Source organism: Serratia sp. CY27727 (assembly GCF_052169275.1).
Classification (GTDB): domain Bacteria; phylum Pseudomonadota; class Gammaproteobacteria; order Enterobacterales; family Enterobacteriaceae; genus Serratia; species Serratia sarumanii.
Window position 1 is genome coordinate 135,798 of sequence record NZ_JBJNLB010000007.1, and the last position, 25,733, is coordinate 161,530.

General features: G+C 60.8%; 20 protein-coding genes. 11 read left to right on the top strand and 9 right to left on the bottom strand.

Going from position 1 to position 25,733, the window contains the following annotated elements; all coding sequences use genetic code 11:
- Positions 1 to 30: 30 nt before the first annotated feature.
- The 7 genes from ACJ8HB_RS17585 to ACJ8HB_RS17615 form a co-directional block, all read right to left on the bottom strand.
- On the bottom strand, positions 31 to 1,173 hold the full coding sequence (locus ACJ8HB_RS17585; RefSeq protein WP_047568951.1) for a glycerate kinase: 1,143 nt from the start codon (positions 1,171 to 1,173) through the stop codon (positions 31 to 33).
- A gap of 128 nt (positions 1,174 to 1,301) precedes the next feature.
- On the bottom strand, positions 1,302 to 2,555 hold the full coding sequence (locus ACJ8HB_RS17590) for an MFS transporter (protein ID WP_223307168.1): 1,254 nt from the start codon (positions 2,553 to 2,555) through the stop codon (positions 1,302 to 1,304).
- Positions 2,556 to 2,809: 254 nt separating this feature from the next.
- On the bottom strand, positions 2,810 to 3,691 hold the full coding sequence (glxR, locus tag ACJ8HB_RS17595) for a 2-hydroxy-3-oxopropionate reductase (RefSeq protein WP_033653229.1): 882 nt from the start codon (positions 3,689 to 3,691) through the stop codon (positions 2,810 to 2,812).
- Between the two features lie 10 nt (positions 3,692 to 3,701).
- Entirely contained in the window at positions 3,702 to 4,481 is a 780-nt protein-coding gene (gene hyi / locus ACJ8HB_RS17600) for a hydroxypyruvate isomerase (protein WP_047568952.1), read from the bottom strand.
- Between the two features lie 11 nt (positions 4,482 to 4,492).
- Positions 4,493 to 6,274 carry a glyoxylate carboligase gene (gene gcl / locus ACJ8HB_RS17605; RefSeq protein WP_043146758.1) on the bottom strand — a complete coding sequence of 594 codons (1,782 nt, stop codon included), beginning with the start codon at positions 6,272 to 6,274 and terminating at the stop codon, positions 4,493 to 4,495.
- 119 nt (positions 6,275 to 6,393) lie between these two features.
- On the bottom strand, positions 6,394 to 7,209 hold the full coding sequence (gene allR, locus ACJ8HB_RS17610; protein ID WP_015376892.1) for an HTH-type transcriptional repressor AllR: 816 nt from the start codon (positions 7,207 to 7,209) through the stop codon (positions 6,394 to 6,396).
- Positions 7,210 to 7,279: 70 nt separating this feature from the next.
- Positions 7,280 to 7,765 (bottom strand): ureidoglycolate lyase, encoded by a 486-nt coding sequence (locus ACJ8HB_RS17615; protein ID WP_033653231.1) that lies wholly within the window; start codon positions 7,763 to 7,765, stop codon positions 7,280 to 7,282.
- Positions 7,766 to 8,118: 353 nt separating this feature from the next.
- On the opposite strand from ACJ8HB_RS17615, the gene allS reads away from it, so the two are divergent.
- The 3 genes from allS (at position 8,119) to ACJ8HB_RS17630 (ending at position 10,475) form a co-directional block, all read left to right on the top strand.
- Positions 8,119 to 9,033 (top strand): HTH-type transcriptional activator AllS, encoded by a 915-nt coding sequence (allS, locus tag ACJ8HB_RS17620; RefSeq protein WP_033653232.1) that lies wholly within the window; start codon positions 8,119 to 8,121, stop codon positions 9,031 to 9,033.
- A gap of 72 nt (positions 9,034 to 9,105) precedes the next feature.
- Positions 9,106 to 10,011 (top strand): SPFH domain-containing protein, encoded by a 906-nt coding sequence (locus ACJ8HB_RS17625; protein WP_004940203.1) that lies wholly within the window; start codon positions 9,106 to 9,108, stop codon positions 10,009 to 10,011.
- A 2-nt stretch (positions 10,012 to 10,013) separates the two neighbouring features.
- Positions 10,014 to 10,475: an NfeD family protein gene (locus tag ACJ8HB_RS17630; protein WP_033637369.1), complete on the top strand. Its 462-nt coding sequence runs from the start codon at positions 10,014 to 10,016 to the stop codon at positions 10,473 to 10,475.
- On the opposite strand, the gene cueR is transcribed toward ACJ8HB_RS17630, so the two are convergent.
- Complete coding sequence (gene cueR, locus ACJ8HB_RS17635; protein WP_033637368.1) at positions 10,472 to 10,873, bottom strand: Cu(I)-responsive transcriptional regulator; 402 nt, start codon at positions 10,871 to 10,873, stop codon at positions 10,472 to 10,474. The genes ACJ8HB_RS17630 and cueR overlap by 4 nt on opposite strands.
- A 108-nt stretch (positions 10,874 to 10,981) precedes the next feature.
- Here cueR and copA point away from each other — a divergent pair, with 108 nt between their 5' ends.
- The 3 genes from copA to ybaK all read left to right on the top strand — a co-directional run bounded on the left by copA (position 10,982) and on the right by ybaK (position 15,341).
- Positions 10,982 to 13,693 (top strand): copper-exporting P-type ATPase CopA, encoded by a 2,712-nt coding sequence (gene copA / locus ACJ8HB_RS17640; protein WP_094860035.1) that lies wholly within the window; start codon positions 10,982 to 10,984, stop codon positions 13,691 to 13,693.
- Between the two features lie 133 nt (positions 13,694 to 13,826).
- On the top strand, positions 13,827 to 14,633 hold the full coding sequence (locus ACJ8HB_RS17645; RefSeq protein WP_094860034.1) for a TraB/GumN family protein: 807 nt from the start codon (positions 13,827 to 13,829) through the stop codon (positions 14,631 to 14,633).
- A 228-nt stretch (positions 14,634 to 14,861) separates the two neighbouring features.
- Positions 14,862 to 15,341 carry a Cys-tRNA(Pro)/Cys-tRNA(Cys) deacylase YbaK gene (gene ybaK, locus ACJ8HB_RS17650; protein ID WP_047568963.1) on the top strand — a complete coding sequence of 160 codons (480 nt, stop codon included), beginning with the start codon at positions 14,862 to 14,864 and terminating at the stop codon, positions 15,339 to 15,341.
- A 10-nt stretch (positions 15,342 to 15,351) separates the two neighbouring features.
- Here the strand turns inward: ybaK and dacB are convergent, their stop codons facing one another.
- Positions 15,352 to 16,818 carry a D-alanyl-D-alanine carboxypeptidase/D-alanyl-D-alanine endopeptidase gene (gene dacB / locus ACJ8HB_RS17655; protein ID WP_094860033.1) on the bottom strand — a complete coding sequence of 489 codons (1,467 nt, stop codon included), beginning with the start codon at positions 16,816 to 16,818 and terminating at the stop codon, positions 15,352 to 15,354.
- Positions 16,819 to 17,172: 354 nt separating this feature from the next.
- Between dacB and ACJ8HB_RS17660 the strand changes: the two genes are divergently transcribed.
- The 5 genes from ACJ8HB_RS17660 to ACJ8HB_RS17680 all read left to right on the top strand — a co-directional run bounded on the left by ACJ8HB_RS17660 (position 17,173) and on the right by ACJ8HB_RS17680 (position 25,717).
- The gene (locus tag ACJ8HB_RS17660; protein WP_072071886.1) at positions 17,173 to 17,457 is read left to right on the top strand and encodes a 2Fe-2S iron-sulfur cluster-binding protein; all 285 of its coding nucleotides are present in this window, start codon (positions 17,173 to 17,175) and stop codon (positions 17,455 to 17,457) included.
- 13 nt (positions 17,458 to 17,470) lie between these two features.
- Positions 17,471 to 18,406: a diiron oxygenase gene (locus ACJ8HB_RS17665; RefSeq protein WP_033647255.1), complete on the top strand. Its 936-nt coding sequence runs from the start codon at positions 17,471 to 17,473 to the stop codon at positions 18,404 to 18,406.
- Positions 18,407 to 18,793: 387 nt separating this feature from the next.
- Positions 18,794 to 24,184 (top strand): non-ribosomal peptide synthetase, encoded by a 5,391-nt coding sequence (locus tag ACJ8HB_RS17670; protein ID WP_161109066.1) that lies wholly within the window; start codon positions 18,794 to 18,796, stop codon positions 24,182 to 24,184.
- Positions 24,171 to 24,983 carry a cyclase family protein gene (locus ACJ8HB_RS17675; RefSeq protein WP_047568967.1) on the top strand — a complete coding sequence of 271 codons (813 nt, stop codon included), beginning with the start codon at positions 24,171 to 24,173 and terminating at the stop codon, positions 24,981 to 24,983. The genes ACJ8HB_RS17670 and ACJ8HB_RS17675 overlap by 14 nt, the downstream gene beginning before the upstream one ends.
- Complete coding sequence (locus ACJ8HB_RS17680) at positions 24,980 to 25,717, top strand: tryptophan 2,3-dioxygenase family protein (RefSeq protein WP_033647260.1); 738 nt, start codon at positions 24,980 to 24,982, stop codon at positions 25,715 to 25,717. Before ACJ8HB_RS17675 ends, ACJ8HB_RS17680 begins: the two co-directional genes overlap by 4 nt.
- Positions 25,718 to 25,733: the final 16 nt, after the last annotated feature.

The following is a 25,733-nucleotide window of genomic DNA, read 5'->3' on the forward strand; positions in this document are numbered from 1 at the left end:
CCACCTGCTCGCGCAGCGTGGCCTTCTTTTTTATCCCAATCGCCGGCCGATGCGCATCGCGCGGGCGACGTTGGCGGCGCTGCGCTGCAGGTTGAGTTCCCCTTGCGACAGCGCGATCTCCAGCGCACTCAGGCGCGGCAGAATGCTGAACATCGCGTCTATTCCCTGCGCGTGCAGCGCCTCCGCCCCTTCCTCCACCACGCCGGCCAGCGCGATCACCGGCAAACCGCGCGCCCGCGCCAGACGGGCGACGCCGGACAGCGCCTTGCCGCCCAGCGTTTGGCTGTCGATGCGCCCTTCGCCGGTGACCAGCAAATCGGCCTCCGTCAGCGCCTGCTCCAGGCCCAGCGCCGCCATCACGATCTCGATACCCGGCTTCAGCGTTGCGCCGAGAAACACCTGGCAGGCGATCCCCATGCCACCCGCCGCCCCGCCGCCGGCGACGTGCCGCACGTCGCGCCCGGTGCTCTGGCGGATCACCTCGGCATACTGCGTCAGGCCCTGTTCCAACTGCGCCACCATCGCCGCCGTCGCCCCCTTCTGCGGCCCAAACACCGCCGCCGCACCGCGCGGCCCCACCAGCGGATTGTCTACGTCGCAGGCGACCTCGATCCGGCACTGCCGCAGGCGTGCGTCCAGCGTGCCGAGATCGACGCCGCTCAGCGTCGCCAGCTCGCCGCCGCCCCACGGCAGCGCCTTGCCGTCCGGGCGGTAGAAGCGCCCGCCCAGCGCCTGCACCATGCCGACGCCGCCATCCACCGTAGCGCTGCCGCCGATGCCGAGGATCAGGTGGCGAATGCCCTGATCCAACGCATGCCGGATCAGTTCGCCGGTGCCGTAGCTGGTCGCCAGCAGCGGGTTACGGCGCGCCGCCGGCGTCAGCATCAATCCGCTGGCCGCCGCCATTTCGATCACCGCCGTCTTGCCGTCGCCGCTGATGCCGTAAAACGCCGCCACCCGTTCCCCCAGCGGCCCCGTCGCCGATACCGTCACCTTGCGCCCGCCGGTGGCGGCCACCAGCGCGTCCACCGTGCCTTCGCCGCCGTCGGCGATCGGCAGGCAGACGCACTCGGCATCGGGATAAACCTCGTGGAAGCCGCGCGCGATCGCCCACGCCGCCCGTTCTGCGCTGACGCTTTCTTTAAATGAATCCGGTGCAATAACAATTTTCATGCTGCCTCCTTTATTCGAGACGAAATAAAAATGGCCATGCCTTCCCCCGCTGAAATAATCAGATGAGAAATGCATGGTGAAATAAAATAAAACTGTTGCCGACTATTTAATGAAGATGAAGGGAAGCGTTATTTATTGACCCATTTCGCCGGCACGCTGTAGGTTAATATCGCCCCCAGTATCATCATTGTCGACAAGACGCACATCGCCGCCAAATTGCTGTGGGTCAGCTGTTTGAAATAGCCGATGATATAAGGCGAAATAAAACCGCCGATGTTGGCAATGGAATTGATGAGCGCAATGCCCGCCGCGGCGCAGGTGCCGGTAAAGATGGCGTTCGGCAGGCTCCAGAACAGCGGCGACGGCACCAGGCTCGACGCCACCGCCACGCACAGCGCCGCCATCACCACGTGCTTGTTGTCCGGGAACAGGCCGATGAAGATCAGCGACACCGCGGCGATGCAGAACGGCACGATGATGTGCCAGCGCCGCTCGCGATGCTTGTCCGAACTGCGCGCGGCCACCAGCATCGCCACCACCGCCAGCATGTACGGCAGCATGGTCAGCAGGCCGATATCCATCACCGAGGTCACACCGGTGTCGCGAATGATGGTCGGCACCCAAAACGCCAGCCCGCCCTGGCCCATCACGGTGCAGAAGCAAATCAGCCACATTTTGGTGAACGCGGACGATCTCAGCATGCTTTTCATCGTCCACTCCTGCCCGCCGGCGGCGCCCTGGCGCGGCGCGCTCTGCGCCATATCCTCTTTGATCAGCGCCTTCTCCTGCGGGCTTAGCCACTTGGCGCTCTGATAGGTGTTATCCAGGAAACAGAAGATGACGATGGCGATCAGCAGCGCGCGCGGGCCGCTGATAAAGAACAGCCACTGCCAGCCGGAGAGATTCATCAGGCCGTTCATGTGCTCGATGATCCACCCGCACAGCGGGCCGCCGATGATGTTGCTGACCGGGATACCGCACACGAACAGCGCGGTCATCTTGGCGCGCTGGCTGGACGGGAACCACAGCGTCAGATAGAGGATCACGCCGGGGTAGAAGCCGGCCTCCGCCAGCCCCAGCAGGAAACGCGCCAGGTAGAATTGCCAGGGGTTGGTGATAAAGATGCTCAGCATCGAAATCGCCCCCCACACCACCATCAGCAGCGCGATGATCTTTCTGGCGCCGTAGCGGCTCAGCAGAATATTACTGGGTACCCCGGCGATGATATAGCCGATGAAAAACACCCCGGCGCCCAGCCCGTAAACGGCTTCGGCCATCGAGACATTGCCGTTCAGAATATCGGGCATCATTTGAAATTTCGAGAACGAAATGCCAACCCGATCGAGATAACCGACGATATAGCTCACTAATAAAATGGGCATAATGCGCCAGGCGATTTTTCGATATAAACGGTTTTTGTCAGGGGCGGTAAGAATATCTTTATCAATAACAGCATTATCGGTTGCCATATTCAGTGTCTCCTCGGTTGGCATCCTGCTTTTTACTTTTTATTGTGCTGAATCATTTTTTATTGGATTGGCGGGGACCCTCTTTATTTATCATAAAGAGGGCGTTATTAATGTCGAACATCTCTGATTCTAACGATAAGCCGGCGAATGAAGCGCCGGGTGCGCTCTTAGCCGGCCACCCGGTGGTTGCCCATGATCTCCAGCGCCCGCACCAGCGCGGAGTGATCCAGTTCGCCGTCGCCATTGGCAGCGCAGACGTTGAACAACTCCTGGCAAGTGGCGGTATTCGGCAGGCTGAGCGCCAGCGCCTTCGCGCCCTGCAGCGCCAGATTAAGATCCTTCTGGTGCAGCGAGATGCGGAACCCCGGCGCGAACGCCCGCTTGATCATCCGCTCGCCGTGAACCTCCAGAATGCGCGACGAGGCGAAACCGCCCATCAGGGCTTCGCGCACCCGGGCCGGGTCGGCGCCGGCGCGCGAGGCGAAGACCAGCGCCTCGGAGACCGCTTCGATGGTCAGCGCCACGATGATCTGGTTGGCGACCTTGCAGGTTTGCCCGTCGCCGTTGCCGCCGATCAGCGTGATGTTCTTGCCCATCAGCGCCAGCAGCGGCTGCACCCGTTCGAAGGTCGCTTCCTCGCCCCCCACCATGATGGTCAGCGTGCCCTGTTTGGCGCCCACTTCGCCGCCGGAAACCGGCGCGTCCAGGTACTGGGCGCCCAGCTGGTTGATGCGCTGCGCGAACCGCTTGGTCTCCAGCGGTGAAATGGAGCTCATATCCACCACCACTTTGCCGTTCAGCTTGCCGGCGGCGCAGCCGCGTTCACCGAACAGCACCTCCTCCACCTGCGGCGTATCCGGCACCATGATGAAGATCACGTCCGCCTCATCCGCCACCTGCTGCGGATCGCCGCAGGCAATGGCCCCTTGCTGCAACAGCGCCGCCGGCACCTGATGCCGGGTATGGGCGTAAAGCGTGTGCCCGCCCGCCAGCAGCTTTTCCGCCATCGGCGCGCCCATGATGCCCAGACCGATAAATCCCACTTTCATTTTCATCTCCTCAAGACAGGTATTTTTTAATCCATGACAGGCCGCTTTCCGTGGTGGTGAGCGGTTTGTATTCACAGCCGATCCAGCCGCGGTAACCCATGCGATCCAGCTGCGCGAAGATAAACTCGCAGTTGATTTCGCCGGTGCCCGGCTCGTGCCGCCCCGGGTTGTCGGCGACCTGAACGTGGTCGATCTTCGCCAGCAGGCGCTCAAGGGTCTGCGTCAGCTCTCCCTCCATGCGCTGCATGTGGTAAAGGTCGTACTGCAGATACAGGTTGGGGCTGCCGATCGCTTCGATCAGTTCGATTGCCTGCCGGGAGGTTTGCAGGTAGAACTGCGGCATGTCGTAGCGGTTGATCGGTTCGATCAGCAGGCGGATATTCTGCCGCGCCAGAGCGTCGGCGGCGTAGCTCAGGTTCTCTTTCACCCGTTCGTCGGTGGCGTGGCGGCCGACGGCGGGATCCGGATTGCCGATCAGGCAGTTGATGCGATCGCAGCCCAGCGCCTGCGCATACTCGATCGCGCGCCCGACGCCGTCGCGGAACTCCGCTTCGCGCCCCGGCAAGCAGGCGATGCCCCGTTCGCCCGCCGCCCAGTCGCCGGCCGGCAGGTTGAACAGCACCTGGCTCAGGCGATGCGCCTCCAGTTCGCTGCGCAGCGCGGCGATCGGGTAGTCATAGGGGAACATGTATTCCACCGCGCTGAAGCCCTGCTCCTTCGCCCGGCGGAAGCGCTGCATAAAATCGACTTCGGTGAACAGCATGGACAGGTTGGCTGAAAATTTCGGCATGGTAAGGCTCCTTAACGGTAATCAAAGAAGTTGACCGAGGTCGGCGCGTCTTCCGGCGTTGCCGCCACCGGTTCGAACTCGTTGACGTTATCCAGCTCGGTGCCCATGGAAATATTGGTGACGCGCTCCAGGATGATTTCCACCACCACCGGCACCCGGTGCTGCTGCATCAGTTCCTGGGCCTGACGGAACGCCGGCGCGATCTCTTCCGGTTTGAACACCCGCAGCGCCTTGCAGCCCAGCCCTTCCGCCACCTTGACGTGATCGACGCCGTACTCGCCAATCTCCGCATTGTTGATGTTTTCAAACGACAGCTGCACGCAGTAATCCATATCGAACCCGCGCTGCGCCTGGCGGATCAGCCCCAGATAGGCGTTGTTCACCAGCACGTGGATATAGGGCAGCTTGAACTGTGCGCCGACCGCCAGCTCTTCGATCATGAACTGGAAATCATAGTCGCCCGACAGCGCGATCACCTTGCGCTGCGGATCGGCGGCGCACACGCCCAGCGCCGCAGGCAACGTCCAGCCCAGCGGGCCGGCCTGGCCGGCGTTGATCCAGTGACGCGGCTCGAAAACGTGCAGCATTTGCGCGGCGGCGATCTGCGACAGCCCGATGGTGGTGACGTAGCAGGCGTCGCGGCCGAAGGCACGGTTCATCTCTTCATACACCCGCTGCGGCTTGACCGGCACGTTGTCGAAGTGGGTCTTGCGCAGCAGCGTTTGCTTGCGCTGCAGACAGGCGGCGCACCAGGCGTCGCGATTCGGCAACTCGCCGCGCTCGAAGCGGCGCTTTGCCGTGTCCACCAGCATTTGCAGCGCGATGCGCGCGTCGGAAACGATGCCCAGATCCGGGCAGATCACCCGGCCAATCTGCGTCGGCTCGATATCGATGTGCACCACCTTGCGCCCGGCGGTGTACTTGTCCACCGAGCCGGTGTGGCGGTTGGCCCAGCGGTTGCCGATGCCGAACACCAGATCCGAATCCAGCAGGTTGGCGTTGCCGTAGCGATGCGAGGTTTGCAGGCCCGCCATGCCCGCCATCAGCGGGTGATCGTCCGGAATGGCGCCCCAGCCCATCAAGGTCGGGATCACCGGCACGTTGCAGATCTCCGCCAGCTGCTGCAGCAGATCCGCCGCGTCGGCGTTGTGAATGCCGCCGCCGGCGATGATCAGCGGTTTTTTCGCCGCGCACAGCAGATCCAGCGCTTTGTCGATCTGCGCCTGGGTGGCCGCCGGCTTATAGGCGGGCAGTGAAGAGTAGGTGTCCGGATCGAACTCGATCTCCGCCATCTGCACGTCGAAAGGCAGGTCGATCAGCACCGGGCCCGGCCGGCCGGAGCGCATCAGGTGGAACGCCTGCTGCAGCACGCGCGGTACCAGCGCCGGTTCCTGCACGGTGACCGCCATCTTGGTCACCGGCTTGGCGATCGATTCGATGTCTACCGCCTGAAAATCTTCTTTGTGCAAACGCGCACGCGGCGCCTGGCCGGTGATGCACAGGATCGGGATCGAGTCGGCGGAGGCGGAGTAAAGGCCGGTGATCATGTCGGTGCCCGCCGGGCCGGAGGTGCCGATGCACACGCCGATGTTGCCGGCGGCGGCGCGGGTGTAGCCTTCCGCCATGTGCGAGGCTCCTTCCACGTGCCGCGCCAGGTAGTGTTTGATGCCGCCGTGCCGCCGCATCGCATCGTAGAACGGGTTGATCGCCGCGCCGGGCACGCCGAACGCGGTGGTGATCCCTTCTTTTTCCAGCACGTGCATTGCCGCGTCTACCGCTCGCATAATTGCCATGTGATGCTCTCCTCAATTTATTGGAAAATTTTTCCAACTTAAAATTACGCTCAAAAAAACCCGTTTGCTCATCAAACGGGGAGTCTTGCTCCGCGCCGGTTCAGCCCGGCGCGCGACGTTTACGCCTTGCTGCGCGATTCGCCCAGCGCGGCGCTGATGTCTCTGGCCACTTCACCCACCAGTTCGCCCAGCTCCTTGAACCGCTCCTTGCCGACCCGCGAACTGGGCCCGGAGATGGAGATGGCGGCGATCACGTTGTTGTTGCGATCGAAAATCGCCGAAGCCAGGCAGTTCAGGCCGAGCGCGTGCTCTTCATCGTCGATGGTGTAGCCCTGTTCCAGCGACTGATGCAGATCCTTGCGCAGCAGGTTCACGCTGGTCAGCGTCTTCGGCGTATAGGATTGCAGCCCCGAACGCACGATCAGATCCAGCATCTCCTCTTCCGCCAGCGGGTACAGCAGCGCCTTGCCGGCGCCGGAGGCGTGCAGCGGCAAGCGGCTGCCCAGCGGCGCGCACATGCGCACCATCGCCTGGCACTCGCATTGGCGAATCAGCACCGCGTCGAAATTGTTGCGGATCGCCAGGTTGGCGGTCTCGCCGGACAGCAGCATCAGCCGGCGCATGAACGGCCCGGCCACCGATACCACGTCGCGATCGTTCATGTAAGCGGAACCGACGGTGAACGACTGAATGCCGATATGCCACCAGCCCAGCTGTGGATCCTGAAAGACGAATTCCGATTTCTCCAGCACTTTCAACAATCTGAAGGTGGTGGAAAGCGGCAGCTCCAGCTTTTCGGACAGCACGGAAACCGACGAACTCCCCCCGGCGTTGGCCAGGTACTGGAGGATCTCCAGCCCGCGATCCAACGCCTGCGCCCCTTTGGTGGCGCCGGCTTCGGTGGCGGGTCGTCCTTTCCTGCGTAATTCGGTCATTCAAGCTTCCTTTGTCAGTGACGGCATGGGTGACGCTATGATAAACGCCCAGCGCGGCGTGCGGCCAGCGCTATGCCAAAACTATGCGATACGGCTCCGGCAAGCGGCTGACCACGCAGTTGTCGGCGCCCGCGCGGTCGATGGTGAAAAAGTCGGTGACCTTCGCATAGGCGAACAGCGGGTGGTGCCAGACATTGCGATGATAGTTGATCCCCTGTTTGCCGTTGGTGATAAAGGCGCGCAGCGTGCCGACGGGGATGGTTTCGCCCGGTTCGGCGACGATCACCACGAAGCGTTCGCCGTTCATCGGCACAAAGGCCTGCGACGAGAGCGGATGCTTTTCCAACAGGGAAAAGGTCATCGGCAGATCGCAGGGTTCCGCCCGGTTGATGCTGGCCAGCACCCGGTTGCCGTCGGACACCTCTATCCTGGCGAGATCGTGATAACGCTCGGTTTTTCCGTCATTGATATGAAAGAAACGCGAGCCCTCTATCTGCAATACATCGCCATAAGGCGCAAAGGCCGCCGGCGTTAATTCTTCGATGACTAAATCCATGTGATTCTCCCAAGCGCATGACCCAGACGACGATTGAACGGCGATATTTCACCCAACGCCTTCACTCTAGACAGCGCGTGGTGAATTTGACAGCATTTTTTTGGAAAATTTTTCCACAATAAGATCGCCAGCACACTTTATGATCGAAGAGTAATATTAGTTGCCTTAAATCAATGAATTAAAAAACCGCCTGATTCATCATCGGGCAAAATGGGGCGGCGCATATTCATCGCTATCGGGTGATTCTGTGACCGGGATCGTGGGGTTGCGCTTTGCCGCTGCCTATCGCGCCGCAACATCAGTAGATTCTTCTCACCGATAACCGAAAAGGCGGTGTCAGCCAAGGACCCCTCATGCTGGATCACGAAACCATTCGTTCGTTTATCAAGGTTGCCGAGTGCCAAAGTTTCTCCCGCGCGGCGGAGCTGCTGCACAAAACCACCGCCACCATCAGCTACCGCATCAAAACGCTGGAAGAGAGCATCGGCACGCAGCTGTTTATCCGCACCACCCGCACCGTCAACCTGACGCCGGCCGGAGAGTATTTGCTGGAGCGCTGCCGCCAGTGGCACACCTGGCTGGACGCCATGCCGGGCGAGCTGCGGCAAATCAACGACGGCGTAGAGCATCAGGTGAATATCGTGATCAACAACCTGCTGTACGACGCCGCCGCCGTAGCCGGGCTGTTAACTCACCTGCACGACAAATACCCGTTCACCCAATTCCACATTTCCCGCCAGGTGTACATGGGCGTGTGGGACGCGTTGCTGAATGAGGATTGCCACCTGGCGATCGGCGCGGCGGGCAATGAATCGCTGGAAAACAGCATCAAGGTGCTGCCGCTGGGCAAAATAGAGTGGGTGTTCGCCATCGCGCCGACGCACCCGCTGGCCGCCGCCGCCGATCCGCTGAACGAAACGCAGCTGCGCCCTTACGCCGCGATCAACGTCGAAGATACCGCACGCCATTTGGCCAAGCGCACCGCCTGGCTGCTGTCGGGCCAGCAGGAAATCAAGGTGCCGGATCTGCGCACCAAGCTGGAGTGCCATCTGCGCGGTCTCGGGATCGGTTTCCTTCCGCGCCGGCTGTGCCAAACTTATCTGGAGAGCGGCGAGTTGGTGGCCAAACAGCTCAAATACCCGCGCCAGTCTTCTCCCCTGTCGCTGGCCTGGTCCGATGCTCGCGGCGGCGAAGCAGTGCGCACCCTTATCAACCTGTTCCAGACGCGGGATCCGCTGATCGCGGGTTTGATCGGCGCTCTGGATTAAGTCGCGGTATCGGTAGGCATTTTTCCGGCGCTGACGTAATATCTGTTTACATATGTCTGACAGGAGGTTTGCATGCTTACTTTTATCCCCATCGTGATCGTCGTCGCGCTGATTGTGGTGTTCGCCGGCGTCAAAATTGTGCCGCAGGGGTTCCAATGGACGGTAGAACGCTTCGGCCGCTACACCAAAACGCTGATGCCGGGCCTGAACCTGGTGGTGCCGTTCATGGACCGCATCGGCCGTAAAATCAACATGATGGAACAGGTACTGGACATTCCCTCGCAGGAGGTGATTTCCCGCGATAACGCCAACGTCGCCATCGACGCGGTGTGCTTTATCCAGGTGGTCGATCCGGCCCGCGCCGCCTACGAGGTCAGCAACCTCGAACAGGCGATCGTCAACCTGACCATGACCAACTTCCGCACCGTGCTCGGCTCGATGGAGCTGGACGAAATGCTGTCGCAGCGCGACAGCATCAACAGCCGCCTGCTGCACATCGTCGATGAAGCGACCAATCCGTGGGGGGTGAAAATCACCCGTATCGAGATCCGCGACGTGCGGCCGCCGGCGGAACTGATCGCCTCGATGAACGCCCAGATGAAGGCCGAACGGACCAAACGCGCCGACATCCTGGAGGCGGAAGGGGTGCGTCAGGCGGCCATTCTGCGCGCCGAAGGGGAGAAACAGTCGCAGATCCTGAAGGCCGAGGGCGAACGCCAGTCGGCATTCCTGCAGGCGGAAGCGCGTGAACGCGCCGCTGAGGCCGAGGCGCGCGCTACCCAGCTGGTGTCCGACGCCATCGCCAGCGGCAACATTCAGGCGGTGAACTACTTCGTGGCGCAGAAATACACCGACGCGCTGCAGAAGATCGGTTCCTCCAACAACAGCAAAGTGGTGATGATGCCGCTGGACGCCAGCAGCCTGCTCGGCTCGATCGGCGGCATTACCGAACTGCTGAAAGAAAGCAAAGGCAAATAATCATGCTTGAACTGATCGCGGCGAATCCGCTGTGGTTTTGGCTCTCCCTCGGGGGCGTGTTGCTGGCAGCGGAAATGCTCGGCGCCGGCGGCTACCTGCTGTGGAGCGGCGTGGCGGCGCTGTTGGTCGGCGTGCTGATCTGGCTGCTGCCGCCGCTTTCCTGGGCGTGGCAGGGCATGATCTTCGCCGTCCTGACCGTCGTCGTCGCCTACCTGTGGTGGTACTGGCTGCGCCGGCGCCCGGCGGCCGCATCCGGCGGTTCGCCGGTGCTCAACCAGCGCAACCGCCAGCTGATCGGCACCCGCGCCACGCTGACGGAGCCGATGCACAACGGCATGGGGCGCATCAATATCGGCGACAGCAGCTGGCGCGCGCAGGCGGCGGAAGATCTGCCCGCCGGTACCGAAGTGGAAGTGGTAGCGGTGGAAGGCGTCACGCTGGTGATCCGCGCCATCGGCCGCTAATTTGAACGACAGCATCCTGCCAGGTTGTTGATGATGGGGCACTCCGCCCCCTCGTCGCCCGGGCATTGGTCGGCCAGCGTCACCAGGCGCTGGCGCATTTCGCCCAGTTCGCTGATGTGCCTGTCGATCTCCGCCACCTTCTGCAGCGTGCGCGCCTTCACGTCGGCGCTGTGGCGGGCCGGATCGTTGAACAACGCCACCAGCTCGCGGCACTCGTCCAGGTTGAAGCCCACCTGCCGCGCCTGGCGCAGCAGCGTCAGCTCTTCAACGTGCCTGGCGGAATAATGGCGGTAACCGTTATCGCTGCGGATCGGGGCGGTAATCAGCGCTTTCTCTTCGTAAAAACGAATCGTTTTGCTGGTTAACCCGGTTTTTTTCGCGACGTCGCTAATATTCATTTTCCCTCCTTGACCTTACCCTTGCTGGAAGGTTTAAGCTCCATTCTTAGTGAAAACAGGTCCGGCGGTCAACCTTTAAACACCGCCTTTTAAGCAAGGAGTTCAATCATGTCACACACCACTATGCTGGCATTGCAGGGGCTGTCCTGCATGAACTGCGCGCAGCGGGTGAAAAAAGCCCTGGAAAGCCGCAGCGATGTCGAACAGGCGGACGTTAACGTGCATTACGCCAAAGTGACCGGCGACGCACCGGACAGCGCGCTGATCGACAGCGTGATCGCCGCCGGTTATCAGGCCGAAGTCGCGCCGCACGCCGATACCGAACTGCAGCTGAGCGGCCTGAGCTGCATGCACTGCGTCGGCACCACCCGCAAAGCGCTGGAAGCGGTGCCGGGCGTGTTCGCCGCCGACGTCGCTATCGACAGCGCGAAAGTGTACGGCGATGCCGATCCGCAGGCGCTGATCGCCGCGGTGGAAGATGCCGGTTATCACGCCGGCGTAGCGGGCGCCGCCGCCCCAAAAACTGAGCCGTTGACTGACGCAACACCTTCGTTGCCGGACGTTCAGCCAGCGGCGCAATCTCCCCTTCCGGCAACCGACGGCGCGGACGACAGCGTACAGCTGCTGCTCAGCGGCATGACCTGTGCCAGCTGCGTCAATAAAGTGCAGCAGGCGCTGCAAAGCGTTCCCGGCGTTGAGCACGCGCGCGTCAACCTGGCGGAGCGCAGCGCGCTGGTGACCGGCGCCACCGATGCGCAGGCGCTGGTGGCGGCGGTGGAAAAAGCCGGCTACGGCGCCGAAATGATTCAGGACGAGACCGAACGCCGCGAGCGCCAACAGCAGACCGCACGCGCCAACATGAAGCGCTTTAGCTGGCAGGCGGCGCTGGGTCTGGCGTTGGGTATCCCGCTGATGGCCTGGGGGCTGTTCGGCGGCAGCATGACGCTGACGCCGGAAACCCAGCGCCCCTGGCTGCTGGTCGGCGTCATCACCCTGGCGGTGATGGTGCTCGCCGGCGGGCACTTCTACCGCAACGCCTGGCGCGCGCTGATGAACGGCAGCGCCACCATGGATACCCTGGTGGCGCTCGGCACCGGCGCCGCCTGGCTCTATTCGATCGCCGTCAACATCTGGCCCGATTTCTTCCCGATGGAGGCGCGCCACCTCTATTACGAGGCCAGCGCGATGATCATCGGTTTGATCAACCTCGGCCATGCGCTGGAGCAGCGTGCTCGCCAGCGTTCTTCGCAGGCGCTGGAGCGGCTGCTGGATCTGACGCCGCCTACCGCACGGCTGGTGACCGACGACGGCGAGCGCGATATCCCGCTGGCGGAGGTGCAGCTCGGCATGACGCTGCGGCTGACCACCGGCGATCGCGTGCCGGTCGACGGTGAAATCGTGCAGGGCGAAGTCTGGCTCGATGAAGCGATGCTGACCGGCGAAGCGGTGCCGCAGCAGAAAGGCCTCGGCGATACGGTGCATGCCGGGACGGTGGTCGACGACGGCAGCGTGCTGTTCCGCGCCGCCGCCATCGGCAGCCAAACTACGCTGGCGCGCATCATCAAACTGGTGCGCCAGGCGCAGAGCAGTAAACCGGCGATTGGCCAACTGGCCGATCGCGTCTCGGCGGTGTTCGTGCCGGCGGTGGTGGCGATCGCCCTGTTCAGCGCGGCGATATGGTACTTCTTCGGCCCGCAGCCGCAGCTGGTCTATACGTTGGTGATCGCCACCACGGTGCTGATCATCGCCTGCCCGTGCGCATTGGGATTGGCGACGCCGATGTCGATCATCTCCGGCGTGGGCCGCGCGGCGGAGTTTGGCGTGCTGGTACGCGACGCCGACGCCCTGCAGCAGGCCAGCCAGCTGGACACCCTGGTGTTCGACAAAACCGGCACCCTGACCGAAGGGAAGCCGCAGGTGGTGGAGATCCTGACCTTCAATCAGGTCAGCGAACGGCAGGCGATCGGCTGGGCCGCCGCGCTGGAGCAAGGCTCCAATCACCCGCTGGCGCGCGCCATCATGGAACGCGCCGCCGGGCAAACGCTGCCGCAGGTGGCGCAGTTCCGCACCCTGCGCGGCGCCGGCGTCAGCGGGGAGATCGACGGCGTGCAGTTGCTGCTGGGCAACGCCGCGCTGCTGGAGCAGCATCAGGTCGCGATCGCCGAACTGGAAGCGCCGATGCGCGACCAGGCCGAACGCGGCGTGACGCCGGTGCTGCTGGCCGTTGACGGTAAACCGGCCGCGCTGTTCGCCATTCGCGATCCGCTGCGCGAAGACAGCGTCGCGGCGCTGCAGCGCCTGCACCAGCAGGGGTATCAGCTGGTGATGCTGACCGGCGACAATCCGGTGACCGCCAACGCCATCGCCAAAGAGGCCGGTATCGATCGGGTGATTGCCGGGGTGCTGCCGGACGGCAAAGCGGCGGCGATCAAACAGCTGCAGGCGCAGGGCCAACGCGTGGCGATGGTCGGCGACGGCATCAACGACGCCCCGGCGCTGGCGCAGGCCGACGTGGGCATCGCGATGGGCGGCGGCAGCGACATCGCCATCGAGACCGCCGCCATCACCCTGATGCGCCACAGCCTGCACGGCGTGGCGGATGCGGTGGAACTGTCGAAGGCCACGCTGCGCAACATGAAGCAGAACCTGTTCGGCGCCTTTATCTACAATACGCTGGGTATCCCGATCGCCGCCGGCGTGCTCTATCCGCTGACCGGCACGCTGCTCAGCCCGGTAGTGGCGGGCGCGGCGATGGCGCTGTCGTCGATTACCGTAGTCAGCAACGCCAACCGGCTGCTGCGTTTTAAACCCAGGAAGTGATCGCCGGGGCGCCGTCATGGCGCCCCGCTGTTTTCCGGGCTTTCCTGCGCGGCGGATAGCGTTTAGCATGAATGACGATTTTCCCTCGCCTTTCATGCTGAAACGCGCACCCGTTATTCAGGAGCCACGCCGTATGGGTCAACTGTTACGCCGCCTCGCCGCCTTTCTCGGCCTGATCTCGCCCAAACGTTACGCTTATCCGGCGTTGGACATCACTCTGCCGGGCGATCGTCGGCTGCATCTGGTGGGCAGCATCCATATGGGCACCGTCGATATGTCGCCGTTGCCGGCGCGGCTGTCCGCCCGGCTGCAGCAGGCCGACGCGCTGATCGTCGAGGCCGATATCACCGGCGCCGCCTCCCCTTTTGACCACGCAGAACAGCAGCCGGCGCTGGAACAGCGCCTGTCCGCCGAAGAATATCAACGGCTGCTGGCGCTGTGCCACGAGCTGGGCGCCGATCCGCACGCCTTCGCCACCCTGCCCGGCTGGCAGGTGGCGCTGATGATGCAGGCGCGCCAGGCTCAGCGTCTGGGGCTACGGGCGGAGTACGGCGTGGACTATCAGCTGCTGCAGGCCGCCCGCGCGCATGGCAAACCGGTGATCGAGCTGGAAGGGGCACAGCAGCAGTTGGCGATGCTGGAACAGCTGCCGGAAGGCGGCATCGCGCTGCTGCGCGATACGCTGGAGCACTGGCACACCAACGCGCGGCTGCTGCAAACCATGGTGAGCTGGTGGCTGGACGCCAAACCGCGCGGCACGCTGGACACCCTGCCCGCCACCTTCAGCGCCGGGCTGTACGATGTGCTGATGCATCAGCGCAATCGCGACTGGCGGCATCAGTTGGAGGCGCTGCCGGCGGGTGACTATGTGGTGGCGGTTGGCGCATTGCACCTGTACGGCGAGGATAACCTGCCGGCGATGCTGCAGCCACAGGGCTAAAAAAGAGGCCAATATCGCTATTGGCCAGTCAAAGAGGAATTTCTTGTATTGTAGTTATACGCATAGCAACCGTGTTAACGGTTACAACAAACAGGGTAGCAACCCGGTGAATATCTTGGCAACCCGCTTTATGTAACAGCCGCTCAGGTTGCCGGGCGGGTTGGATTTTTGTATTTTTAAGGCTGGTTATCACCCCTTCCCCGTTAGGGACATTTTGGACAATACATTATGACGCCCGCAGTCGTTCTGCTCGAGAAACAAAAGGTCGCCTTCACCCTTCATCCGTATCACCACGACAGCGACGAAACCAACTTCGGCGACGAAGCGGTGAGAAAGCTGGGACTGGATGCCGATCGGGTTTACAAAACGCTGCTGGTGGCGCTGAACGGCGACGCCAAACATCTGGCGGTGGCGGTCACGCCGGTCGCCACCCAGTTGGATCTGAAAAAGGTCGCCCGCGCGCTCGGCGCCAAAAAGGCCGAGATGGCCGATCCGCAGCTGGCCCAGCGCGTCACCGGGTATCTGGTGGGCGGCATCAGCCCGCTGGGGCAGAAAAAACGGCTGCCGACGGTGATCGACAGCCCGGCGCAAGCGTTCGACACCATCTACGTTTCCGGCGGCAAACGCGGGCTGGACATCGAACTGGCCGCCGCCGATCTGTGCCGCCTGCTGGCCGGCAGCTTCGCCGACATCGCCAAGCGCGACTGACGCCGCCTTCTCAGCGGCACACCACCGTGGCGTCACAGGCCGCCAGCGTCTCGACCAGGCGATCCTCCAGCGCTTTCACCTCTGCGCCGGGCACCAGGTAGTTGTTGCTGATGATGGCGAACGCCAGCGGCCGCCCGGTCGCCGAGTCGACATACCCGCTGAGCGACGATACCCCGGTCATGGAACCGCTCTTGGCGTGGGCGCGGCCGGCAGCCGCGCTTTTCACCATGCGGCTCCGCAGCGTGCCGCCCACCAGCAGCCCCGGCTGGCCCGCGATGGGCAAGGCGTTATACCACTCGGCGAACCACGGCTGTTTTCTGGCCGCCAGCAGCAGCGTCGTCAGCTGCTGCGGCGTGATCTGGTTCATGCGCGACAGCCCGGAACCGTCCACCTGGCGGTACGCGCCGGTCTCGATGCCCTGGCTTTGCACAAACCGGCCGATCGCCTGCAGGCCGGCGGCCCAGTCCCCCTTGCCCTGCGTCTTGCGGCCCATCGCTTTGGTCAATACCTCGCCGTAACCATTGTTGGACACTTTCAGGAAGGTGACGGCCAATCGGGAGAGCGGCGGCGAGGTTTTTTCCGCCAGCAGCCGGGCGCCCGCAGGGGTCACGCCTTCTTCAGCGTTGCCGCGCAGCGTGATGCCGTGCGCGCGCAGGGCATTTTGCAATAAGGCGCCAACCACGCGGGCGGGCTGATCGACGGTAATCAAGCGTGAGCTGGCCTCCGCCTGCGCGGCGACGGTGCCGCTGACCACGATTCGGTTGCTGCCCGGCTGGCGATCGAACGTCAGTGCGGTGTCGCCGCCGGTGGTGGTGCGGTTGACCAGCGTCACCGCGTCATTGGCGGGATAGAAACTCACCCGCCCTGGCGCACCGGCGCGGGCGCCCGGCTGCACATCCACCTGCACCACGTTGATATCGCCGCCGGGGGTAAAGGCGTAGTTCAGCGCCGAGATCGGCGCGGCGAAGGCGAAGGGTTCGTCGTCCCAGCTCCAGCCGGCGCCGAATGGCGTTTGATCGAACGCGCTGGCATCCAGGATCAGCCGCCCATGGATATGGCGAATGCCGCGCTGCGCCAGCGTGGCGGCGAAGCTGTCGAGATCGTCCGGGTGCAGCGTCGGATCGCCGCTGCCCTGCAGATAGAGATCCCCCCGCAAGGTGTCGCCGCGCTGCTCGCCGGTGGTCAGCAGCCGGGTTTCAAACCGGTAATCCGCCCCCAGCACGCCGAACGCCGCCAGAGACGTGAACATCTTCATGTTGGAAGCCGGCGCCAAACGCTGCTCCGCCTGCGCCTGATACAGCACGGTGCCGCTCTCGGCGTCGCGCACCATCACGCCGCTCGACGCCCCAATCAGCGCCTTGTCCTGGCCGAGGGCCGTCAGCGCCTGGCTAAGCGTTTGCTCATGACGTTGGCCGGATGACGAACACCCCGCCAGCGCCAGGATGGCGGGCAGCAGCCAGCCTGCGGTTTTCACCATGTCATCTTCCTGCTTGCGTTATCAAAACCAAATTGCCGCTCAGGCTATCATTAGAAGGCGGCGACGTCCTGTTTTCCATTCGCTGAACAAAGATTTTTGCCTGTTGATATTATAAAACAAACAATAATAAGAATTGCTAAACAATCCAGGCAATAAAGTTTGAATATGAACTATATTATGTGAAACAACCTTTAATATAATGTTAATGTTTTTAATGTGTCGTGTTGACAATATACAAAGCCAAAGCTATCGTTACTCCCCATTAAAACCCACAACCTATTATTAATAACAATTTACTTATATGAATTTTAAAATGTGATCTCACTCACTGACTTCCATAGGGAATAACACGCCATGTCTGCAAAAACAGGGCCCGGTGGTCATCATGTTATTTTTGATGGCGCGGGCATCGGTGACTTTTGTCCTGAAACGTCGCTGCTTGAAAACTTTGAAAGATTAAATATCGACATCCCCAACCTATGCCGAAAGGGGAGGTGCGGCTGTTGCAAATTACTTCTAATCAGCGGAAATATACGCCATGAAAAACAGAGTGCCTTATGCGAAGAGGAGTTAGAAGAGAATATTATTCTAGCCTGCTGTGCCTATTCACAATCGGATATTGAAATAGAACTCTATTAATAAGGATTAACCGATGAGCCTCATTGAAACCACGTTGAAAAAATGGGATCGCGCCGCGATTGTCCGCTCCCGTCCTCGCCGCCTTCTCAACGAACAGGACAGCCAATCAACCCTTTTCTTCCCCCTCGAACGTCTGCCGCTGTGCCTCCATCCGCGCGTTGCCGCGCTCGGTGAACAAGCATTGCGCTATATTCAGGTGCAAACCCTCTACCACTACCTGAATGGCATCGCCAACATCGAGTTGGATATCATCAATGATTCCAGTTACAAGCTCTACAAAAACGCGGTCGGCGTAGACTTTCCGCTTGAAATGCGCTTAGACGCGCTGACCGTGGTCGTGGATGAGTCCTATCACGCCCTGGTGGCGCTGGATCTGATCAATCAGGTAGAGCAGATGACGTCCATTGCGCCGTTGCCGATGCCAAAAGACACCGAGGCTTCCTATGCCCTGGCGCAATCGTTGGCAATGGGGGACGAACGGCTGCGCGAACTGCTGCGACTGGTGTGCGTGTCTCTGTCGGAGCAGGCGCTGACGACCGATCTTATCGATGTGATCAACAACGAAGATATTTTCCCGACCTTCTATCTGGTGATGAAAGATCACGTTGCGGATGAAGGCCGCCATGCCCGCTTCTCACAGCAGGTGCTAAGCCATATCTGGCGCCACAGCGACGCGGCGACCAAGCAAGCGTTGCAACAACCGATTTTGGCTTTCCTGGAAGGCTACGCAACCGACGCTATCGCCAAAGATTTCAGCGCCTGCATGTTGCGCCAACTCGGACTGGCCGAAGCGGAAATTATCGACATCATCGCAGATACTTATCCAGCAACGCATGTTAAACCGTGGGAAACCAATAATATCGTCACGGAACAAATGCTGGTGGCACTGAATAAATCGGGCATTCTGGCTGATTTGCCTATCGCCGATGCGCTGCATGCAAAAATCTAATTAACCGGCATAAAAATTCAGCACCCTTTGATATTCCGTAAGGGAAATCATTATTCTCAGGAAGCAAAAATGGAATTACTTCATATTGGCTATTTCGGCGACAGTGCCTGCGGTAAATTATTAACAGACGAAATCCAGGAATACGGCCATCAGGTTAGTTTTATCAGTCTCGAACGCCGTCCAATCGAAAAATTCGATCTTATTATCACAACTGAAAATAACGCTGAAACAATACGACGGCTGCAACAGCAGGGAAAAAATCTGCTGACGATCGTAACCAATAAAAAAAATATTAGCGACATTGATACTCTGCAAAACCAAGAACACTTTTCTCTGTACTTTTGCTCCGCCGGCCAAACCGCTTATCTGTGCGACGCGCTGTCCGATATGCCAGCAGGCGCCCAACTTCCCCTGCTGCAGGAAAAGCTTGTCGACATTGTGGTCGAGCTTTCGCGTGGCGGCTTACCGCACGCACAAGACACTCCCTACCGTTTGGCGCGTAAATACTATGCCGAATCACCGACGCGCATGCGCGAGTTGACCGCATTGCTGATGGAACGCCTTGGCGATCAGATGCAGGGGCGTTGCGGCAGCGATCTCTGCCATCTCACCTGGCAACCCGGCGCCGACTTCCATACGCTGCCGGTGGCGGACATCACGTCCCCCGCACAGCTGCAACATTTCTTCTTTAATGAAACCGGCGCGCTCAAACAGGGGCGCTATGCCCAGCCACGAGCGATGGTCGACGTAGCGGCTTGCGGTGACGGCACTCAGCTTACCCTGTATGGCGACGACATGCGTTTCAACGCGTTCACCGACTATCTTGACGCGCTATTGGCAGATCCGGCCGATCCCGTCGCCGCGCCCATTGTTACTCAACCTCAAGCGTTACATCGCCTGAGCCAATTCAACGCAACCGACGATGCCAAGCTGCTGGCGCACGACGTCATCGCTTTGTTCCGCCACGCCGCCGCCGTTCATCCGCAACAGGCCGCGCTGCATGCCGATGGCCAGATATACAGCTATGGCGAGATCGATCGCGCCTCGGATCAGTTTGCCTGTTGGCTGCTTGAACACAGCGGGGCCGCCAGCTCGGTCGTCGCCGTCTCGATGGACAAGTCAGCGACGCTGCTGATCGTGCTGTTGGGGATACTGAAAAGCAATAAAACCTATGTACTGCTCGATCCGCAGGCGCCAGCGGCGCGCAATCAAAGCATTCTTGACGACGTGCAGCCTGCGCTGATTTTGGCCGACTCGCCGTTGCACTCCGGCGACGCGCCGTGCATTGCGCCATCAAGCATTGACTACCGTTCGCTGAACATCCATGCGGAGCAACTCCCTCAATCGCGAGACGCACTGGCCTACGTCTGCTATACCTCCGGGACGACCGGCAAACCCAAAGGCGTCATGATAGGGCGTGAGGGCCTGAGCAACGTGGCGCAAAACCACCGCGATTTCATTGGCCTGGCGCAAGGCAGTCGCGTGCTGGCCATCGCCTCGTTGGGTTTCGACGCCTTCGGCTGGGACGTCTATGGCGCGTTGGTCAGCGGTGCGACGCTTTATCTGGCGCCCTCGGAGCTGCATACCGATGTCGGCGCGCTGCACGATTATCTGACTCGACACGATATCGGCCATATCACTATTACACCGGCAATTCTGGAATTATTGCCCCGCGAGATGTGGCCGGGACTGCGGACAATGATCGTCATGGGAGACGCACCGCCAGCGGACGTCGTCACCTGGTGGGCCGAGCGCACCCGATTGTGCAACGGTTACGGGCCGACCGAGGCTTCCATTGCCACTTCGCTGTGCGAGTATCGTCCAGGCGTTCCCTGGAACTGCATTGGCAAACCGCTGAAAAACTACCGTTGTCACATCCTTGATCCCCACCACAATCCACTGCCGGTCGGTTTTGAGGGCGAACTGTGCATCGCCGGCAGCGGCCTGGCGCACGGTTACCTGCATCAAGAGGCGCTGAGCGCAGAGAAGTTCATTACCTGTCGGCTACCGTATATGGCGGCCGAAGAGCGCCTTTATCAAACCGGTGACATCGCCAAATGGGACGAACAGGGCAACATTATTTTCGTCGGCCGCCGTGATCACCAGGTGAAGATACGCGGTGTACGCATCGAAATGGGTGAAGTGGAAAGCGCCGTCCGCAGTCACCCCCTGGTTGAAAGCGCCTGCGTGGTGGCTCGCAGCCAGCCCTCGGGCAAAATTCTCGCCGCCTTCGTACAACCCGCTTCGCCTGAGCTGACGGTCGACGCGCTGCGTCACGCGTTGGTCACACAGCTCCACCCCGCCGCGATCCCCAGCGTCTTTATTTTCTTGCCGGCGCTGCCGCTGACCATCAATGGCAAGATCGCCCGTCAACAGTTGGAAAACTGGCCGCTGGATGAACGAAATGAGCGCCTGACGCCACCGGAAACAGAAACTGAGGCCATTCTCGAGCGCATCGTGGCCAACGCCATCGGCTGTCCGCAAGCCGACGTCACACAGGAGTTCATCAACCTGGGCGCACACTCGCTGACAATGAGCAAAATCGTCGCGCTCGTCGCACGCGATCTTTGCTGCCACCTGAGCATCGCCGATCTGTTCCGCCATAATACGGTACGCAAACTGGCCGAATATATCGAGAATAAGGCCGTTGCCGCGGAGCGCGCCATCGCGATCTGCGACGAACGCCGCGCGCCGCTCAGCCCTCAGCAGAACCTGCTCTGGTACCTGAGCGCATTGAATCCTGACGACTGCAGTTACAACCTGCCGCTGGCGATAGACATCCAGGGCTCGCTCGATCTGGCGCGCTTTGAACAGGCGATCAATTTTATCTATGAAAAACATGAAAGCCTGCGCACTCGCTTCGCCGAAACCGACGGTGTCGCCTATCAGTTGGCAGAATCGCATACCCCGATTCGTCTTGCCGACCACTGGGTGGAAGGCCAAACGCTGTCGGCAGAGAAGTGGGTGCGCCAACTGTGTGCCACGCCTTTCGACATCACCGCTCGGCCGCCGCTGGTGCTTCGGCTGGTACAGTATCATCAGCAGCACCATGTTTTGATTTGGGTAAAACACAACATAATTACCGACGCCTGGAGCGAACAGCTGATCCTTAACGATCTGTGGCAGCGCTATAACGAGCTCGACGATCACAATGGGTTTGACGCGCCGCAACCGCAGATCCAAACCATTGACATCGTCAACAGCGGCATCGCGCCACCTGCGCCGGCGGATGTCGCTTACTGGCAACAGCAACTGCAAGGCTGCCGCGAACTGGACTTCCCGCTGGATAAACCACGCCCGCTAATGCCGACACACGCCGGAGAACGCATCCATTATCAGCTGCAGCCCGACGTGGCCGGTCTGCTGGCGTCACGGGGCAAAGCGCTGGGCGCCACGCCTTTCGCCTTGCTCTGCGCGGCATTAAGTTTACTGCTCAGCCGTTATACCCAGCAGCAGGATATCGTCATCGGCACCGCCATTGCAGCGCGGGACAACCTGGATCAGGCGCAGGTCAGCGGCTTCCATGTCAATACCGTACCGCTGCGTATCCAACTGAGCGAACAGGACACCCTGGCCGAGCTGATCGGTAACATGATGGAAACCTGCATCGGCGCCTATCAGCATCAGCAGCTCTCGTTCGACCGGATCTTGCACCAGATCGAATACGAGCGGGTGTCGAACAAAAATCCGTTATTCCAAATCATGGCGATCCTGCAGAACGCCGGCGACGTATGCCAACAAAACCTGCACGATTGCACGCTGCATCGCTTGCCGCTTTCGTCCGGCTTCTCGATGTTCGATATGACCTGGAACTTTAGTGTGGAACAGGACGCCGTCGCCATCGAACTCGATTACGCCAGCGAACTGTTTTATCCCGCCAGCATGCAGATGCTGTTGGACAACTATCAGCAAACGCTGCGGCAACTGCTCACCCTGCCGGCCAACACGGCGCAGCGTGCTCTCAACCCGCTATGCGAACGGGAGCAACATTGGCTGCAACAGTTGGCCGTCAGTTCGGACGCAGGTTCAGGTGACTCGCTGCTGGTGCAAATTGATCGCTTGGCACAAACCCAGCCTGACAGCCTCGCCGTCAGCTGCGAACGGCAACAGTACAGCTACCGTCAGCTGTGGGCGCAGTCTGAGCGCATCGCGCATGCATTGCAGCGCATCGACAGCAAGCCTTTTTCGGTCGGCGTCATGATGGAGAAAAGTTGCCACGTCGCCGTACTCCTGCTCGGCGTGCTGAGAGCCGGCAAACACTACGTGCCGATTGACGTACACTACCCGGCCGACCGCGTGAGCTACATGATCGAGAACGCGCAAGCCCGGTTGCTGGTGACCGATGGTGAGCCAGAACAACGTTGGGCCAGTCCCGCTGTCGGTTTCGACTCGCTGGTTTCTCAACCTGCAGCGGCCGACACATTGCCGATCCCAGCCGACGATACGCTGGCCTACATCATGTACACCTCAGGCTCAACCGGTAACCCCAAAGGCGTGATGATCACCCACGGCAACCTGAACAATTTCACCCACGACTTCGTCGGGCGGCTGGCGCTGAGCGCGAGCGATAAGGTGCTCAGCCTGACCAGCATCAGTTTCGATATTTTTGGGTTGGAACTGTTCTGCTCGCTGGCCGGCGGCGCGCACGTCACGCTGTGTCCACGAGAAACCGCCATGGATCCGGTCAAGTTGTATCACTTTATCGAGCGACAGCAGCCCAGCGTGATTCAAGCGACACCTACCGTCTGGAGCACCATCGTCCACCATCTGCCGGCGGCGGGCCAGCGCCCCCTGACCGTGCTGTGCGGCGGCGAGAAGATGCCGGCGGCCTTGTTGACGCAATTGCGACGCATCGCGACACGGGTGCTGCAGGTGTATGGCCCGACGGAAACCACCATCTGGTCGACCTGCGCCGATCTGACTCACGAAGGCGCGAGCGACTGTATCGGCACGCCGATACAGTCGACTGACGTTCTGGTCATGGATCAGGCCGGCAACCCGATGCCAAGCGGCGCATTTGGTGAGCTATGGCTGGGCGGCGCAGGGGTATCACCGGGGTATTGGCGCAACCCGACGCTGAGCGATAAGGTCTTTCTACGGCGCCAGGCGTTCGGCACCGAGCGCTATATGTACCGCACCGGCGACATTGTGCGGTTTAATCGTCAGGGGCAGCTGGAATACCTCGGCCGGAACGATCACCAGGTCAAAATTCGCGGCCACCGCATCGAATTGAGCGAAATCGATCTCAGTTTATCCTCTCTCGACAATATCGAGCGGTCGCTCAGCTTAATTGTCGGTGAAGGCCAGCAGGCCCGCATCGTCAGCTACCTGCAGTTAACGCCGGGAGAGGAGCTGAATGAAAAAGCGGTGCGCACGGCGCTGAAAGCTCGCTTGCCGAATATCATGATCCCGTCCGGTTTTGTGGTGCTGTCGGCCTTCCCGCTCACCAACAACAATAAAATCGACATTCGTCGGCTACCGGCGCCGGAAACCCGCTACTCGGCTTCCGAAGCGGACTACACGCCTGCGGCCAACGAGGCGGAAAGCGCCATGCAGCATATCTGGCAACAAGTCTTGTCGCAGACGCAGATCAGCGTCTGCGACAGCTTCTTCAGCCTGGGTGGAAATTCACTGCAGATCCCGCAACTGCTGCACGCCATTCGTCAACAGATGGGCGTCTCGCTGACTATCCGCGAATTCATCATGCACAGCCAGATCCGCGAACTCACCGCGCTGGCCTTGAGCAAAACTGCCGGGGTCGCCGATGAAACGCATTGAGGTGTACCACCATGGACGTTGTCATCACCTTGACTACCGAGAGCCGCTGCGGCTCTCGGCCAGGCTGGACTTCGCCGATAACCCGACCAACCTTTATGGCGTGGCCCCCGCCGATTCGGCGCCGCTGAGTTACGGCGATACCGTCGCCAGCGTGCGTTATGGCGGGGTCTGCAACGCCGAGCGTATCAGCCTGGTGCCACACTGCCACGGCACGCACACCGAATGCATCGGCCATATTCTTGCTGAAACGCACAACGTGGCGGATTTGCCGCTTGAACCGTTCATCGCCGCCACCCTGATTCGCGTCAGGCCGCAACGCGCGGACGGGACCACGGAGAGCTATAACGCCAGCGCTGCCTGTGAAGATTGGCTGATTACCCGGACGGCGCTCGATGACGCGCTGGCGCCATTGTCGGGCGACTACCTGCAGGCTTTGGTGATAGCGGTCGAGACGCCGAGCGATTTCTGCGCCGCAGCCTGCGCGCCCTACTTCAGCCATCAAGCTCTGGCGCGCATCGTCGAACTCGGCGTCCAGCATCTGTTGGTGGATATTCCTTCGATCGACCGGCTATACGACGGCGGACGCATGGACAACCATCGCCGTTTTTGGGGGCTTGATGCCCCCGACAGGCCGCACTCCGGGCGCAAATACGCCTCCGTGACCGAGCTGATTCAGGTTCCCGCGCACGCCGCGGCGGGACATTATTTTCTGACCATTCAACTGCCGGATTTGAGCGGGGATGCCCTTCCCAGTCGGCCCGTCCTATTTTCGTTTTCTACAGGGAAAGTGACATCATGAATTACGCCAGCTATCTGCAGCTAAACCAGCTGCTGTCACTGCAACAGCCAGCCTCGCCGTCTGCGGAACACCGCAATGAAAACTTGTTTATCATCACTCATCAAACCTACGAGCTCTGGTTCAAGCAGTTGATCGATGAGCTTCATCTGGCGATTGCGCTGATCGAAGAAGGAGATATACCGGCGGCGATCGAAACGATGACGCGCGTCAATGCCATTACCCAAACCGTGGTGAATCAGATCGCCGTGATTTGCACGCTGAAGTTTCATGAATTCCAGCGTTTTCGCAGCTATCTCGGCACCGCCAGCGGTTTCCAATCCTACCAGTTTGCCGGCATAGAAGCGCTGCTCGGCAAGGAAAACCCAAAGAAGCTACAACAGTATCAAGGTGATGAAGAGGCTCAGCGCCGATTGGCGGCTATTATCCAACCGGTTTCCCTATGGCAGGCGATACGCGGCCACCTGATGCGTCTCAATGACCAGCCCAATCAGGCGGCGCAAGGCTTCGACGACATCATCAGGCAATCGCTGACGCGTTCAGGCTGCGAGTCGCTGCTGCTCAACCAACTGCTTGATTTGGATTCACTGCTGCAAGAGTGGCGTTACCGCCATGTGAAACTGGTGGAGCGGACGATCGGGCAGCGGAAAGGTACCGGCGGTTCATCGGGTTCGGACTATCTTAAATCTACGCTGTTCACGCCGATCTTCGATGAATTGTGGAACGCCATCAACTGAGTGCATTCCCTTAACG